Source organism: Paraburkholderia dioscoreae, from assembly GCF_902459535.1.
In the GTDB taxonomy this organism is placed as follows: domain Bacteria; phylum Pseudomonadota; class Gammaproteobacteria; order Burkholderiales; family Burkholderiaceae; genus Paraburkholderia; species Paraburkholderia dioscoreae.
On record NZ_LR699553.1, the window covers coordinates 4,026,596 to 4,042,073 of the forward strand.

Below are 15,478 nucleotides of genomic sequence, written 5' to 3' on the forward strand. Positions count from 1 at the left end.
GAGAGACGACATCATGTCGATTACGCCCCAGGAAGCGCTGCAACGGACCATCGAGCACCGCGAGATTTTCCACGACGAAATGCTGCACCTCATGCGGCTCATCATGCGCGGCGAACTCTCGCCCGTGATGGCCGCCGCGATCATCACCGGCTTGCGCGTCAAAAAAGAGACCATCGGCGAGATCACCGCAGCCGCCACGGTGATGCGTGAATTTGCCCGGCACGTCGAGGTGCAGGACAACTCGAACTTCGTCGATATCGTCGGCACCGGCGGCGACGGCGCGCACACCTTCAACATTTCCACGGCGACCATGTTCGTCTCCGCCGCGGCGGGCGCCAAGGTCGCGAAGCATGGCGGCCGCAGCGTATCGAGCAAGTCGGGCAGCGCGGACGTGCTCGAAGCGCTCGGCGTGAATATCGATCTGCAGCCGGAACAGGTGGCGGCCTCGATTGCGGAAACCGGCATGGGTTTCATGTTTGCGCCGAACCATCATCCGGCCATGAAGAACATCGCTCCGGTGCGCCGCGAACTCGGTGTGCGGACCATCTTCAACATTCTCGGGCCGCTCACCAATCCGGCCGGCGCACCCAATCAGCTGATGGGCGTGTTCCACGCCGACCTCGTCGGCATTCAGGTGCGCGTAATGCAGCGCCTCGGCGCGAAGCATGTGCTGGTGGTGTACGGTATGGACGGCATGGACGAAGTCTCGCTCGGCGCGGCGACGCAAGTCGGCGAGTTGCGCGACGGCCAGATTCACGAGTACGAGATTCACCCGGAAGACTTCGGCATGCAGATGGTGTCGAACCGCACGCTGAAAGTGGCCGACGCCAACGAATCGAAAGCGATGCTGCTCGAAGCGCTCGACAACAAGCCGGGCGTCGCGCGCGAAATCGTCACGCTGAATGCGGGCACCGCCCTGTATTCGGCGAACGTGGCTTCGTCGATAGCGGACGGCATCCAGTTGGCGCGCGAAGCGATCGCGAGCGGCAAGGCGCGTGCGAAAGTCGACGAGCTGGCCCGCTTCACCCAGCAATTCAAGCAGTAACTACGTAGCGAGACACTTATGAGCGACATTCTCGACCGCATCATCGCGGTCAAACGCGAAGAAGTCCGGGCGGCCGAACAGAGCGCGCCGCTCGAAGAGCTGCGCCTCGAAGCGTCGTCGCGCGACCTGCGCGATTTCGTCGGCGCCTTGCGTGCGAAACACGCGGCGGGTCTCGCCGCGGTGATCGCCGAAGTCAAGAAGGCGAGCCCGTCCAAAGGCGTGCTGCGCGAGCATTTCGTGCCGGCCGAAATCGCGCGTTCATATGAAAAACACGGCGCAGCCTGCCTGTCCGTGCTCACCGACGTGCAGTTCTTCAAGGGTAGCGTCGCGTATCTGGAGCAAGCGCGTGCAGCCTGCAATTTGCCGGTGCTGCGCAAAGACTTCATCGTCGATCCGTATCAGATCGTCGAAGCCCGCGCGATGGGTGCCGACGCCATCCTGCTGATTGCCGCCGCGCTCGAAACCTCGCAGATGCAGGATCTCGAAGCGCTCGCGCATTCGCTGGGCCTGGCGGTGCTGGTCGAAGTGCACGACCACGACGAGCTGATGGAAGCGCTCACACTGAAAACGCCGCTGATCGGCATCAACAACCGCAATCTGCGCACCTTCGAGACATCGATCGAAACGACGATCGGCATGCTCGAGGCGATTCCGGAGGACCGCATCGTCGTCACGGAGTCGGGCATTCTGTCGCGCGTCGACGTGGAGCGCCTGCGCGCGATGGACGTGCATACGTTCCTGGTCGGCGAGGCATTCATGCGCGCGGACGAGCCGGGTGTGGAACTTGCGCGGATGTTTTTCTGAGCGCGCTGTCGACACACGCCAAGCGGCATACGTAGCGGAGAGCAGTTCATGGGCATGGAACGCGAAATCAAACTGGCGCTGCCGCCCGCGCAGGTGGAGGCGGCGACGCAGTGGTTCGTCGCACGCACCCGGGCGCACGGCCGACCGATCAAACTGGTGAATATTTACTTCGACACGCCTGACCTGACGCTGGCGGGCTCGAAGAGCGCCTTGCGTTTGCGCCAGACGCCTGAGGGTTGGCTGCAAACCTTCAAGACGGTCGGCAAGGCCGAGGATGGTTTGCACAGCCGGCACGAATGGGAAATGCCGGTGGCGGGCGAAAGGCTGGAGATCGACGCGTTGCTGCGCGAGTGCGACGAAGCGTCCGCCGCGGACGCTTTGCGTCAGGCCGCGCCGGGACTCATCCAGCTGTTCCGCACGAATTTCACCCGTACGCTGTGGCAGGTCCGGTTGGATGGTTCGGAGGTCGAAGCGGCGATCGATCAGGGCGACGTGCTCGCCGAAGTCGATGGCCAAACGCGCCGCGCGCCGATCTCGGAAGTCGAACTCGAATTGAAGTCTGGAGACGAAGCCGCGCTCCACGCGCTCGCCGCGGAACTCGGCAAGCAGATTGCCGGTTTGGTACCGGACAACATCAGCAAGGCGCAGCGCGGTTATCAATTGCGGGCGGGTTGAGCGCGGCAAAGCCGCTCCTCCGGCGCTCGCGACTGAATGCCGCGCCCACACCTTGAGCAACGCGGCGTTTGCTGCGACACTTCCCCGCCATGACCTCCGCTTCCCCCACCCGCCCCAATCCGTCGCAAGCTTCGCTGTTCGGCGAGGCCGCCTCCCAACCGTCTACTGACATGACGACCACGCCGCAGAAATCCGGCGCCAGCGCGCCGCCGCCAACGCTCGAGGCGCAATTCGACGCGCTGCCGCCGGCATGGCGCGCACATCTCAAACCGTTCATCGAAAGCGACGCCTATACGCCGCTCTGCCGCTTCGTCGATGGTGAGCGCGCCGCCGGCAAAACCGTCTATCCCGCCGACGTATTCCGCGCGCTGCGCCTGACCAGTCCCGATGAAGTGAAAGTGGTGATCCTCGGCCAGGATCCGTACCACGGCGAAGACCGCGGCACGCCGCAGGCGCACGGGCTCGCATTTTCGGTGGCGCCGAACGTGCGCACGCCGCCGTCGCTGCGCAACATCTTCAAGGAGATTGCCGCAAGCCTTGGCCACGAGACGCCGCGTCACGGCTGTCTCGACACCTGGGCGAAGCAGGGCGTGCTGCTGCTGAACACGGTGTTGACGGTAGAGCGCGACTCAGCCGCCAGCCACGCAAAACGCGGCTGGGAAAAATGCACCGACACGCTGATCCACGAACTGGCGATGCGCCATGACGGCCTCGTGTTCATGCTGTGGGGCGCGCACGCGCAAGCCAAGCGCGCGCTGCTCGGCGGCAAGTCGCATTGCGTGCTGGAAGCACCGCATCCGTCGCCGCTGTCGGCGCATCGCGGTTTTCTCGGCTGCGGGCATTTCGCCAAAGCCAACGAATATCTCGCACAGCACGGCCGCGAGCCTATCGACTGGCGCCTGCCCCACGAAGCGCAAATGCTCGCCTGAAAACGCCGGCATCGCGGCATGATGCATCGGCGAAACATCTACGCATCAAAGAAAAAACGCCACGGACTCAAATCGGTGGCGTTTTTCATTCCATCGAGCGATTCGCCGCATATCGAAGCGGCGCGGCCAGCCTTACGCGGCGGCGATCGCTTCGCGGGCGGAAGCCAGCGCGGCGCTGGCAGCGTCCGGGCCCATGTTCAGACCTTCGGCGTAGATGAAGCTCACGTCGGTCATGCCGAGGAAGCCGAGGAAGCTTTTCAGGTACGGCGTCTGGCTGTCGTTCGGCGTGCCCAGATACTTGCCGCCGCGTGCCGACACCACGTAGACCTTCTTGCCTTTCACGAGACCTTCCGGACCGTTCGCCGTGTATGCGAACGTGATGCCGGCGCGTGCGATGAAGTCGAAGTACGTCTTCAGTTGCGACGAGATGCCGAAGTTGTACATCGGCGCGCCGATCACCACGATGTCGGCGGCTTGCAGTTCGGCGATCAGCGCTTCGCTGCGCGCTGCGATCGCAGCTTGTTCGGCCGTGCGTTGGTCAGCCGGCGTAAAGAACGCGCCGAGGACGGCGTCGTCCAGATGCGGCAGCGGTTCAGCTTGCAGATTGCGGACGACGACTTGCGCGCCCGGATTCGATTGTTGCAGCTTTGCGGTCAGCTCGTTGACGAGTAGCGTCGAGTTCGCGCCTTGCGAGCGGGCTGCCGAGTTGATTTGCAGGATCGTGGTCATGGTTGACTCCAGTTGGGGCGCGCAGTGTTGCGCGAGTGGAGCCATTGTGTTTTTTTGCCGCACCCTGAACAAGCCATCCGGCGGCGACGGATTGTTGCAGTGGTAGAACAATCCGCCACACTCCGCCGCCCAAGAGCGACGGCCCGGATGACGATCAGCGTGCCAGCCAGTGCTCGCGTGCCTTGCGAGCGGCGGCCCGCCTGTCGCTGACGGCGAGCTTGTAGCGCGCCACCTCAGGCCCGTCCAGCTTGACTTGCGTGGTGCGCAACTCGTCGCGGCGGAAGGCGTGAACCTCGACTTTCGCGCCCGGCTGGTAGCGCGCGAGCAGCCCGTCAAGATTCGAGCCGGTCACGCGCAGGCCGTCGAGCGCGATCAGCACGTCGCCGGCCGAAAGCCCGGCTTTCTGCGCGGCGCCGCCCTCATGAACCGCTGCGAGCGTGCAATCCGCGCCGCCGCGCACGCGTGCGCCGAGCGACGGCTTGCCGTTCTTGTCGAGCTCGGGCGCAATGGCGACGCCGAACGGCGCGAGCAGCGTGTCGAGCGGCAGATCGCGCGTGCCGTGCACGGCTTCGGCGAACAAACCGGTCAGTTTCGCGCCGGTCGCTTCCGCGAAAAGCGCCTCGATCTCGCTTTCTTCGACACCGACCGGCTTGCCGCGATAGAACTCACGGCCGAAGCGCTGCCACAGCAAGCGCATCACGTCGTCGAGCGATTTGCGGTTGTTGGTCTGCGCGCGGATCGTCAGATCGAACGCGAGCGCGACGAGCGAGCCCTTGGTGTAATAGCTGACGATCGCGTTCGGCGCGTTCTCGTCCTGCCGGTAGTATTTGACCCACGCGTCGAACGAGCTTTCCGCGACGCTCTGCTTGAGACGCCCGCTGCCGCGCTGCACGCCGCCGATCACCTTGCCGAGCAGGCCGAAATAGTCGTCCTGCGAAATCAGGCCGCTGCGCACGAGGATCAGATCGTCGTAGTAAGACGTGAAGCCTTCGAACAGCCACAGCAGCGACGTGTAGTTTTCGACGCTCAGGTCGTACGGCGCGAACACGGCCGGCTTGATGCGCTTCACGTTCCAGGTGTGGAAGTATTCGTGGCTGCACAGGCCGAGATAGGTCCGGTAGCCTTCGGTGCGCGCCTCGCGCCCTTCCACCGGCAGATCGCCGCGATTGCAGATCAGTGCGGTCGAAGCGCGGTGTTCGAGGCCGCCGTACCCATCGGTGACGGCCTGGGTCATGAACACGTAGCGATCCACCGGCGCTTTCTTCGACTTGGGCTCGAACAACGCGATCTGCGCCTCGCAAATGCGCTTCAGGTCGGCCGACAGACGCGCCATGTCCAGCCCGACCACGCGCCCGGCGATCACGATGTCGTGCGGCACGCCGTGCGCCTTGAACGTCGCCAGTGCGAATTCACCCAGCGTGACGGGATGATCGATCAACTCGTCGTAGTTCTGCGCGCGGTACTCGCCGAAACCATAACGCTTCGTGCCGCGCGCTTCCGGCAGCGCGGTGGCCACACGCCAGTTGCGATACGCCGCGCCGTCCGGTTTCTGGATCTCGACCACGCACTGTGCTTCCTCGTGACCGAGCGGCGAGAGGAAGACGCTCGTGCCGTTGAAAAAGCCCGTCGTGTCGTCGAGATGCGCGGCGCGCACCGACAGATCCCACGCGTAGACCTCGTAGCGCAGCGTCAGCGCGCCTTTGACCGGCGCGACCTGCCACGTGTGCTTGTCGGTCTTTTCGACGCGCACCTTGCGGCCCGCGTCGTTGAAAGCGCGCAGCGTCACGATGTTGCGGGCGAACTCGCGCACCATGTAGCTGCCCGGAATCCACACCGGCAGCATGAAACGCTGGCCGGCCGGATCGGGATCGGCGACGGTCACGGTGACTTCGAACAGGTGGGCGGCGGGCTGCTTGGGAACGATGGTGTAGCGGATCGGCTTCATCGGCGGCGATTAGAAGTGTTCTGGCGGGGATGGTCGGGCTTGATGCGAAAGGAGGCGCACGTCGCGCCTCCTTTGCCGGATGGGTTGTGCGTGCTCAGCGCACCGCGGACATTTCCTTGTCCAGCCGGTCGGCCGGCACGGCGCCGGGCAGACGGCGGCCGTCCGCGAGAAACACCGTGGGCGTGCCGTCGACGTTCATGGCGTGGCCGAGCGCGAGGTTCTTGTCGATCGCGGCGGTGTCGCAGGTGCCGGCGGCGGTGGGCGCCTGATGGTTCTGCATCCATGATTCCCATGCCTTCGCGCGGTCCGTTGAGCACCAGATCGACTTCGACTTCGCGGTCGAATCCGGCGACAGCACCGGGTACAGGAAGGTATAGATCGTCACGTTGTCGATCGACTTGAGCGACGTTTCGAGCTGCTTGCAGTACGGGCAGTTCGGGTCGGAGAATACGGCGATCTTGCGCGCGCCGTTGCCCTTCACGACTTTCACGGCGTTTCCGAACGGCAGGCTAGCGAAATCGATACGGTTGGTTTCCGCCAGACGCGCCTCGGTCAGATTCTTGCGGGTCTTCGCGTCGACCATGTCGCCGAGCAGCAGATAGTCGCCGTTCGCGTCGCTATACACGATCTGCGTGCCGAGGTTCACTTCGTACAGGCCGGCAATCGGCGACTTCGTCACGCTCTTGATCGTCACGTCCGCGAGACGCGTTTGCAGCGTGGCCTTGAGCTTGTCGGTAGTCTGGTCGGCCTGTGCCGAGCAGCCGATCGTGACGGCTGCGATGGCAAGCGCGGCGGCCGCGATGCGGAAAGTCTTTTTCATGCTGAATTCCTGGGTTCAAGCGCGCGTTTGGCGCGTTTCGTGACGGTCCCGATCTGACCGGAACCGCGTCCATCCGTTCATGATACCTGTCTGGCCGGCTGCGGCACGCCGGACCGCGCGCTTCAACCGAGCGCGGCCGACACCAGCCAGCGCTTGATGAACGGCTGCGCCCCGACGAAAGCCATACCGGTATTGCGCAGTGCCTTGGCGAAAGGACCGGGAACGGAAAACAGTTTTTGCAAACCGTCGGTGGCGATCATCAGCGCCCGGATGTCTTCGCGGCGCGCGCGTTCGTAGCGGCGCAGCAGCACCATGTCGCCGAGATCGCGGAACGACTCCTTGCCGGCGACGGTATCGGCGAGCGCCGCGACGTCGCGCAAGCCAAGGTTCATGCCCTGCCCGGCCAGCGGATGGATCAGATGCGCGGCGTCGCCGACCAGCGCGACGCGCGGCGCCACCAGCCGGTCCACCGTTTGCAGCGCGAGCGGGAAACCTTGCGCGGGCGTCACGCAGTCGAGCGCACCGAACTGGCCGCCCGTCACGCGCTCCACCTCCGCGGCAAGCTGCGCCGGATCGAGCGCGACCAGTTGTTCGGCGTGCTCGGTGCGCGCCGACCACACCAGCGAAACATGGCCGTCCGGCATGGGCAGCAGTGCGATGATCTCGCCGTCCTTGAACCATTGACAGGCAGTCTCGCCGTGCGGCTTCTCAGCCTTGAAATTGGCGACCACGCCGGTCTGCCTGTAGTCGCGCCGGTCCATTTTCGAGCCGATCTGCGCCCGCACCCACGAGTGCGCGCCGTCCGCGCCGACCACCAGATCGGCTTCGAGCACATTGCCGTTAGCCAGCCCAACGCTGGCGCTGTCAGCGGTGAAGTCGAGCGCCTGAGCGCGCGTGTCGATCCAGGTGAGATTCGGCTGGAAGCGCAGCGCCGCATCCAGCGCGCGCTCGATCACCGACGACTCGACGATCCACGCCAGTTGCGGCACGGAAGCCTGAAACGCGGAGAAATGCAGCTCGGCGTGCGCGTCGCCGTAGACGCGCATGTCGTAGACGGGGCCGAGCCGCGTCAGATCGAGCGCCTGCCAGACCCGCAAACGCTCCAGCAGAGCCTGTGAGCTCGACGACAGCGCGTAGACCCGCGAGTCGAAGCTGGCGCCGGGAGGCAGCGCCGCGCAAGGTTGCGCGAGCAGTGCCACGCGCAGCCCGCCTTGCGTGAGCGCGAGCGCCGCGGTCTTGCCGACGAGCCCGCCGCCGATCACGGCCGCGTCAAAGGTCTGGTGGTGTGCGTTCATCCGCGCATTATAGCCGCGGGGGTTGCGAGGGACGGATCGACGCGCGCGGCATTTGCGCCCGGACAAGCGCGCCGCTATTCACAGATGACCGGCCGCCGCCAGCGCCGCGTTCGCCTCGCGCAGCCGCGTCGATTCGCGGCTGGAAGGCAGGCGCCTCCGGGCGCCACCCTGGACGGCAAGCGCCGCTCGCCCTCCGCCGCCGCAGTCAGCCCATCCGAACGGGTTACAATTACGCTTTCCGTGAAAACTCGCACCCGGTCGTCGAGCCAACGCCCCGATCCGGTGTCTTGTCCCGCTCCGCTGCATTTGTCCGCCACGCCACACGCGAAGGCTTCCCGAATCCTGCACACAGCGTCGAGCGCGTCACGCAACTTACTGAATCACTGAAGGATTTCCATGAGCCTCAAATGCGGCATCGTCGGCCTGCCTAACGTCGGCAAGTCCACTCTGTTCAATGCGCTGACCAAGGCGGGCATTGCCGCCGAAAACTATCCGTTCTGCACGATCGAGCCGAACGTCGGCATCGTCGAAGTGCCGGACGCGCGGCTGAAGGCGCTCGCTGAAATCGTCAAGCCGGAGCGCATCCTGCCGGCCGTGGTGGAATTCGTCGACATCGCCGGTCTCGTGGCCGGCGCGAGCAAGGGCGAAGGTCTGGGCAACCAGTTTCTCGCCAACATCCGCGAAACGGATGCGATCACGCACGTGGTGCGCTGCTTCGAAGACGAGAACGTGATTCACGTCGCGAACAAGGTCGATCCGCTGTCGGATATCGAAGTGATCAACACCGAACTGGCGCTGGCCGACCTCGCCACCGTCGAAAAGGCGTTGGCGCGCTATTCGAAGGCGGCCAAGTCGGGCAACGACAAGGAAGCCATCAAGAACGCCGCCGTGCTGGAAAAAGTGCGCGCGCAGCTCGACCAGGCCAAGCCGGTCCGCGCGCTCGACCTCTCGGACGAAGAAAAAGCCACGCTCAAGCCGTTCTGCCTGATCACCGCCAAGCCGACCATGTACGTGGCCAACGTGAAGGAAAACGGTTTCGAGAACAATCCGCACCTCGACGCGGTCACGAAGTTCGCAGCCACGGAAAACGCGCCGGTCGTCGCCGTGTGCGCTGCGATCGAAGCGGAAATCGCCGACCTCGACGAAGCCGACATGGAAGTGTTCCTCGCCGACATGGGCATGGAAGAGCCGGGCCTGAACCGCGTGATCCGCGCCGCCTTCAAGCTGCTCGGCCTGCAAACCTACTTCACGGCCGGTGTGAAGGAAGTGCGCGCGTGGACGATCCATATCGGCGACACGGCGCCGCAGGCTGCGGGCGCGATTCACACGGACTTCGAGCGCGGCTTCATTCGCGCGCAGACCATCGCGTTCAACGACTTCATCACCTACAAGGGTGAGCAAGGCGCGAAGGAAGCCGGCAAGATGCGCGCGGAAGGCAAGGAATACGTCGTGCACGATGGCGACGTGATGAACTTCCTGTTCAATGTGTGAGTTTCGAGTTCGAGCCTCGGCTTCGGCGCGAGGCGGTCACGGGTGGAAACCTGAGCGCCGCCGCCCGCCGCCGCTGACCTCGGAAGAGCCCGCCTTGCGCGGGCTCTTTGCTTTACTGCCGGCCGGTCGTGCCGGCACGCGCACACTGCAGCGGCAACGCGATACCGTCCCTGACGGCCGCCATCTTCGACGGCGAATCCGCGAGCACCGCGTCGATGCCGAGGCACGCCGCCGTCCGGTAATCGTCCGCATCGTTCACGGCAATCGCGACGATTCGCACGCCGGGCTTCTGCCGGAAGCATGCGACGGTGGCGGCCGTCCACAGCGTAGCATGGACATCCGAGCGCCCTTCTCCCAACGTGAACTTCTCGACCACCGTCACCGCGCGATGCAACTCGAACGCGCTCATGGCGTGTTCGGCCGGCGCGTCCACACAACCCTGATGCAGCAGCACACGCACGAGCCGCCCACGCGTCGCATCGCGTGATTCGAATAGCCTGGCTTGCGGATAAGCCGCAAAAGTCTTTTGATAAGCCGCTTCTGTCGAATAGATCGACACCCGCTGCCACGCGTTTTCTTCATCGAGCAAGCGCGCGACCGCCTGAGTTTGCGGTTCGGCGGGCAGCGCCTTCATGTCGAGGATGACCGGCATGCCTGCCGGCATGCTGCGCAGGGCCTCGCGCAATGTCGGAATGCCCAAAGGGCGATCGCGGTAGGGATACGTGTCTGCGCGCTGGAACTTCCACCCGGCATTCACGCGCGCAAGTTGTGCCGCCGTATAAGCAGACACCGGCCCTTTCGCGTCGGTCAACGCCGACAGATCAGCCGGCCGATAGAGAACCGGCACACCGTCCCTGCTCAACTGCACGGTGAGCCACATCGCATCGGCGCGATTCGAGATCGACAGCCGAATCGCTTCGAGCGTATTCTCCGGCGCATCGCCCGTGCCGCCGCGATGCGCGATGATCGCCGGTAACGAGCTCACCTGGGCGACGACATTCTTCGTCGGGACGGACGTGAGCGAACAACCCGTCAATGCGGCGCTTGCGATGCAACTACCTGCGACAAATCGTACTGAACTCAGCATCTGGAATCCTGATTAATACGCACCGGGGCGTAACGTACACGAGACGGGCACGACCCAAACCAACGCCTATCATGCCCGCGCGCAAACGGCCGCGTCCAGCGAACGAGGCTCGGCCCTGCTCGCATGCAAACTTGCACGTTCCAACGCTGGCTGTTTCCGTTTTGTGACACCGATGTTAAATTGCGGCATTCGGCACCCGTCAAAAAACGGCGTACGCCGCCCGGCAGCCGACGCCGGACTGTCATCGAACACAAATAGAATCGCGCGATTCGCATCAGCGCCCGTTCCGATCAGCAACCATGTTGCATGGGAGACAAATCGATGAGTTTGAAGCCGCTAATCCGTTCGCTTGCCGTTGCCGCCGTGTTGAGCGCCGGCCTCAGTCAGGCGGCCCACGCCGCAACAGAAATCCAGTTCTGGCACGGCATGGAAGCCGCGCTGGGCGAACGGCTGAACGACATTGCCAACGCATTCAACACGTCGCAAAGCGACTACAAGATCGTGCCGATCTTCAAGGGCACCTACGACCAGACTCTCGCTGCCGGCATCGCCGCGTATCGCAGCGGCAATGCGCCGGCCATCCTGCAGGTCTATGAAGTCGGCACCGCCACGATGATGCAGGCGAAGAAGGCCGTGATCCCCGTATCGGAAGTATTCAAGCAAGCCGGCGTGCCGCTCGATGAAAAGGCCTTTGTGCCGACCATCGCGAGCTATTACAGCGACGCGAAAACCGGCGAGCTGATCTCTCTGCCGTTCAACAGCTCGACACCGGTGCTGTACTACAACAAGGACGCGTTCAGGAAAGCCGGGCTCGACCCGAACCAGCCGCCGAAAACCTGGGCCGAACTGCAGACCGACGCACAGAAGCTGAAGGCGTCGGGCATGGCGTGCGGCTATTCGTCCGGCTGGCAGAGCTGGATTCAACTCGAGAACTACAGCGCGTGGCATGGCGCGCCGTTCGCGTCGAAGAACAACGGCTTCGACGGCCCGGACGCGCAACTGGAATTCAACAAGCCGCTGCAGGTCGCGCACATCCAGTTCCTGCAGAACATGCAGAAGGACGGCACGTTCACCTACGTTGGCCGCAAGGACGAACCGGTGTCGAAGTTCTATAGCGGCGACTGCGGGATCATCACCAACTCGTCGGGGTCGCTCGCCACGATCAAGAAGTACGCGAAGTTCAACTTCGGCACCGGCATGATGCCGTACGACGCCAGCGTGAAGGGCGCGCCGCAGAACGCGATCATCGGCGGAGCCAGCCTGTGGGTGCTGTCGGGCAAGGATCCGGCGGTGTACAAGGGCGTGGCGAAATTCCTCTCGTATCTGTCGTCGGCGCCGGTTGCCGCGAAGTGGCATCAGGACACCGGCTATCTGCCGGTCACCACCGCCGCTTATCAACTGACGCAGCAGCAAGGCTTCTACGAGAAGAACCCGGGCAGCGATACCGCCATCAAGCAGATGCTCAACAAGCCGCCGCTGCCGTACACGAAGGGCTTGCGTCTGGGCAACATGCCGCAGATCCGCACCGTCATCGACGAAGAGCTCGAACAGGTCTGGGCACAGAAGAAAACGCCGCAACAGGCGCTCGACGCCTCCGTGTCGCGCGGCGATGAACTGCTGCGCCGCTTCGAGAAAGCCGGTAATTAAGCGGGCAGGGCTTCGGTGCGCTCGCGCCGAAGCCAGTGCTTGCAGCAGAACCTTGGAAATCATCGATGGAAAAGCGCTCCAGCTTCGGCTCCAGCCTGCTGCCCTACCTGCTCGTCGCGCCGCAACTCGCGATCACGCTGCTGTTTTTCCTGTGGCCTGCCGGTGAGGCTCTCTGGCAATCCACGCAAAGTCAGGACGCGTTCGGCACGTCGAGCGAGTTCGTCGGGCTTGCCAACTTCAAGCAGCTCTTTGCTGATCCGCTTTACCTGTCGTCGTTTTATACGACGCTGATCTTCTGCGCGCTCGTCACGGTGTCGGGGCTCGTGATTTCGCTACTGCTCGCGGTCTGCGCCGATCGTGTGACACGCGGCGCCAGGACATATCAGACGCTCCTGATCTGGCCGTACGCGGTCGCGCCCGCAATCGCCGCCGTGTTGTGGTCGTTCCTGTTCAACCCGAGCATCGGCCTCGTCACTTATGCGCTGGCCAAATACGGCATTGTGTGGAATCACGCGCTGAACGCGGGCCAGGCAATGTTCCTCGTGGTGCTCGCGTCCGTCTGGAAACAGGTCAGCTATAACTTTCTGTTCTTCTACGCCGGCTTGCAGGCCATTCCGCGCTCGCTGATCGAAGCGGCGGCGATCGACGGCGCCGGTCCGGTGCGACGCTTTTTCGGCATCGCACTGCCGCTTCTGTCGCCGACCAGTTTCTTCCTGCTGGTGATCAACATCACCTACGCGTTCTTCGACACCTTCCCTGTGATCGACGCGGCAACCGGCGGCGGTCCGGCGCAAGCCACCCGCACGCTGATCTACAAGATCTTCGCCGAAGGTTTCCAGGGGCTCGACATCGGCAGTTCGGGCGCGCAGTCGGTGATCCTGATGGTGATCGTCGTCGCGTTGACGGTCGTGCAATTCCGCTTCATCGAACGCAAGGTTCAATACTCATGATCGAGAACCGCCGCGGTTTCGACCTCTTCTGCCACGCGGTGCTGATTCTGGGCGTCGTGCTGGTGGTGTTTCCGGTGTACGTCGCGTTTTGCGCGGCGACCATGAGCGAGCACGAGGTGTTCAGCGTGCCGCTTTCGCTGGTGCCGAGCACGCATTTGTTCGAGAACATCGCGACCGTCTGGTCGCAAGGCAGCGGCAACGCGGCGGCGCCGTTCGGCCGCATGCTGTTCAACAGCCTCGTGATGGCGCTGGTGATCTCGATCGGCAAGATCGCGGTCTCGATGATTTCCGCGTACGCGATCGTGTTCTTCCGTTTCCCGTTTCGCAACCTCGCGTTCTGGCTGATCTTCATCACGTTGATGCTGCCGGTCGAAGTGCGCATGTTTCCAACCGTACAGGTCGTGTCGTCGATGCATCTGAGCAACACGTATAGCGGTTTGACGTTGCCGCTGATCGCCTCGGCCACCGCGACTTTCCTGTTCCGCCAGTTTTTCATGACACTGCCGGACGAACTCATGGAAGCCGCACGGATCGATGGCGCAGGCGCCATGCGGTTTTTCTGGGACGTCGTGTTGCCGCTGTCGAAGACGAACATGGCGGCGCTCTTCGTCATCACGTTCATTTACGGCTGGAATCAGTACCTGTGGCCGATTCTGATCACGAGCCAGCAGTCGCTGACCACGGCTGTTGTGGGCATCAAAAGCATGATTGCGTCCGGCGACACCGCGACCGAATGGCACCTGGTGATGACCGCGACACTGCTCGCGATGCTGCCGCCGCTCGCCGTGGTGCTGACGATGCAGCGCTGGTTCGTGCGCGGACTCGTGGACGCGGAGAAGTGAGCGGCGCTTCAGCGAGCATTTTTCATGCATTGGAATAGACACCACCGCGGACAACACCGCGCGATCCGCGGCAAGCAACGAAAGGCTAAAACGGCATGGCTGCACTGACTCTGCAAGGTGTTAAAAAAACCTACGACGGCAAACAGTTCGTGTTGCACGGCATCGACGTGGACGTTGCCGACGGCGAGTTCGTCGTGATGGTCGGTCCGTCCGGTTGCGGCAAATCGACCTTGCTGCGGATGGTGGCGGGACTCGAACGCATCTCCGAGGGCACTATTTCGATCGCTGGCAAAGTGGTCAATCAACTGGAGCCGAAGGATCGCAACATCGCGATGGTGTTCCAGAACTATGCGCTCTATCCGCACATGAGCGTGGCCGAGAACATGGGCTACGCGCTGAAGATCGCGGGCGTGGACCGCGCGCAGATCGAAAAACGCGTGCAGGCCGCCGCGCAGATTCTCGAACTCGAAGCGCTGCTGCAACGCAAGCCGCGCGAGTTGTCCGGCGGGCAACGGCAACGCGTCGCAATGGGTCGCGCGATCGTGCGCGAGCCGGCCGTGTTTCTGTTCGACGAACCGCTGTCGAATCTCGACGCCCGACTGCGCGTGCAGATGCGGCTCGAAATCCAGCGTCTGCATGCGCGGCTTGCCACCACGAGTCTGTACGTGACGCACGATCAGATCGAAGCAATGACTTTGGCCCAGCGCGTGATCGTGATGAACAAGGGCCACGCCGAGCAGATCGGCGCGCCGACCGAAGTCTATGAGCGGCCCGCCACGGTGTTCGTCGCGAGCTTCATCGGCTCGCCGGGAATGAATCTGCTGGAAGGCCGCGTGTCGGACGACGGTGCGCTTTTCGAAGTAGCCGGTAACGGTCCGAAACTGCCTTTGACAGGCGTGGTATCGATCGGCCGCGAAGTCGCCAAAGGACGCGAGTGGACGCTCGGCATCCGCCCGGAACACATGAGCCCGGGTCAGCCAGACGCGCCTCACGCGACGCTCACCGTCGATTCCTGCGAACTGCTCGGCGCGGACAATCTGGCGCACGGCCGCTGGGGCAAGCATGACGTGACAGTGCGCCTGCCGCACGCGCATCGGCCCGCAGCGGGCGAAGCGCTGCAAGTAGCGCTGCCCGCGCAGCATCTGCATTTCTTCGATCCGGCAAGCGGAAGACGCGCCAATTGACGCCTGATAAAACCCACGGGGCGGTCCAAATAACG

14 protein-coding genes are annotated in these 15,478 nt (G+C 63.7%); 9 read left to right on the forward strand and 5 right to left on the reverse strand.

The window, feature by feature from the left end; genetic code table 11:
* The first annotated feature begins 13 nt into the window (after positions 1–13).
* The 4 genes from trpD (at position 14) to PDMSB3_RS18155 (ending at position 3,453) form a co-directional block, all read left to right on the forward strand.
* A complete protein-coding gene (gene trpD, locus PDMSB3_RS18140) occupies positions 14–1,045 on the forward strand; it encodes an anthranilate phosphoribosyltransferase (RefSeq protein ID WP_035518484.1) in 1,032 nt (343 codons plus the stop codon).
* An 18-nt stretch (positions 1,046–1,063) separates the two neighbouring features.
* Positions 1,064–1,849 carry an indole-3-glycerol phosphate synthase TrpC gene (trpC, locus tag PDMSB3_RS18145; RefSeq protein ID WP_007180277.1) on the forward strand — a complete coding sequence of 262 codons (786 nt, stop codon included), beginning with the start codon at positions 1,064–1,066 and terminating at the stop codon, positions 1,847–1,849.
* A gap of 48 nt (positions 1,850–1,897) precedes the next feature.
* The gene (locus PDMSB3_RS18150; protein WP_007180276.1) at positions 1,898–2,524 is read left to right on the forward strand and encodes a CYTH domain-containing protein; all 627 of its coding nucleotides are present in this window, start codon (positions 1,898–1,900) and stop codon (positions 2,522–2,524) included.
* Between the two features lie 89 nt (positions 2,525–2,613).
* The gene (locus tag PDMSB3_RS18155; protein WP_007180275.1) at positions 2,614–3,453 is read left to right on the forward strand and encodes a uracil-DNA glycosylase; all 840 of its coding nucleotides are present in this window, start codon (positions 2,614–2,616) and stop codon (positions 3,451–3,453) included.
* A 132-nt stretch (positions 3,454–3,585) separates the two neighbouring features.
* On the opposite strand, the gene PDMSB3_RS18160 is transcribed toward PDMSB3_RS18155, so the two are convergent.
* The 4 genes from PDMSB3_RS18160 to PDMSB3_RS18175 all read right to left on the reverse strand — a co-directional run bounded on the left by PDMSB3_RS18160 (position 3,586) and on the right by PDMSB3_RS18175 (position 8,242).
* Complete coding sequence (locus tag PDMSB3_RS18160; protein ID WP_011489945.1) at positions 3,586–4,182, reverse strand: FMN-dependent NADH-azoreductase; 597 nt, start codon at positions 4,180–4,182, stop codon at positions 3,586–3,588.
* 154 nt (positions 4,183–4,336) lie between these two features.
* Positions 4,337–6,127: a M61 family metallopeptidase gene (locus PDMSB3_RS18165; RefSeq protein ID WP_007180274.1), complete on the reverse strand. Its 1,791-nt coding sequence runs from the start codon at positions 6,125–6,127 to the stop codon at positions 4,337–4,339.
* A gap of 94 nt (positions 6,128–6,221) precedes the next feature.
* Entirely contained in the window at positions 6,222–6,947 is a 726-nt protein-coding gene (locus PDMSB3_RS18170; protein ID WP_007180273.1) for a DsbC family protein, read from the reverse strand.
* Between the two features lie 122 nt (positions 6,948–7,069).
* Positions 7,070–8,242: a UbiH/UbiF family hydroxylase gene (locus PDMSB3_RS18175; RefSeq protein ID WP_007180272.1), complete on the reverse strand. Its 1,173-nt coding sequence runs from the start codon at positions 8,240–8,242 to the stop codon at positions 7,070–7,072.
* Positions 8,243–8,638: 396 nt separating this feature from the next.
* Between PDMSB3_RS18175 and ychF the strand changes: the two genes are divergently transcribed.
* Positions 8,639–9,733, forward strand: a complete 1,095-nt coding sequence (ychF, locus tag PDMSB3_RS18180) for a redox-regulated ATPase YchF (RefSeq protein WP_007180271.1) — start codon at positions 8,639–8,641, stop codon at positions 9,731–9,733.
* A gap of 112 nt (positions 9,734–9,845) precedes the next feature.
* On the opposite strand, the gene PDMSB3_RS18185 is transcribed toward ychF, so the two are convergent.
* Positions 9,846–10,820, reverse strand: coding sequence for a glycerophosphodiester phosphodiesterase family protein (locus tag PDMSB3_RS18185; RefSeq protein ID WP_165187114.1), 975 nt, complete (start codon positions 10,818–10,820; stop codon positions 9,846–9,848).
* Between the two features lie 321 nt (positions 10,821–11,141).
* Between PDMSB3_RS18185 and ugpB the strand changes: the two genes are divergently transcribed.
* The 4 genes from ugpB (at position 11,142) to PDMSB3_RS18205 (ending at position 15,443) form a co-directional block, all read left to right on the forward strand.
* On the forward strand, positions 11,142–12,467 hold the full coding sequence (gene ugpB, locus PDMSB3_RS18190) for a sn-glycerol-3-phosphate ABC transporter substrate-binding protein UgpB (RefSeq protein WP_165187116.1): 1,326 nt from the start codon (positions 11,142–11,144) through the stop codon (positions 12,465–12,467).
* Positions 12,468–12,532: 65 nt separating this feature from the next.
* Positions 12,533–13,417, forward strand: a complete 885-nt coding sequence (gene ugpA, locus PDMSB3_RS18195; RefSeq protein ID WP_007180268.1) for a sn-glycerol-3-phosphate ABC transporter permease UgpA — start codon at positions 12,533–12,535, stop codon at positions 13,415–13,417.
* Positions 13,414–14,259, forward strand: a complete 846-nt coding sequence (gene ugpE / locus PDMSB3_RS18200; protein ID WP_165187119.1) for a sn-glycerol-3-phosphate ABC transporter permease UgpE — start codon at positions 13,414–13,416, stop codon at positions 14,257–14,259. The genes ugpA and ugpE overlap by 4 nt, the downstream gene beginning before the upstream one ends.
* A 95-nt stretch (positions 14,260–14,354) precedes the next feature.
* The gene (locus tag PDMSB3_RS18205; protein ID WP_007180266.1) at positions 14,355–15,443 is read left to right on the forward strand and encodes a sn-glycerol-3-phosphate import ATP-binding protein UgpC; all 1,089 of its coding nucleotides are present in this window, start codon (positions 14,355–14,357) and stop codon (positions 15,441–15,443) included.
* The last annotated feature ends 35 nt before the right edge of the window (positions 15,444–15,478 follow it).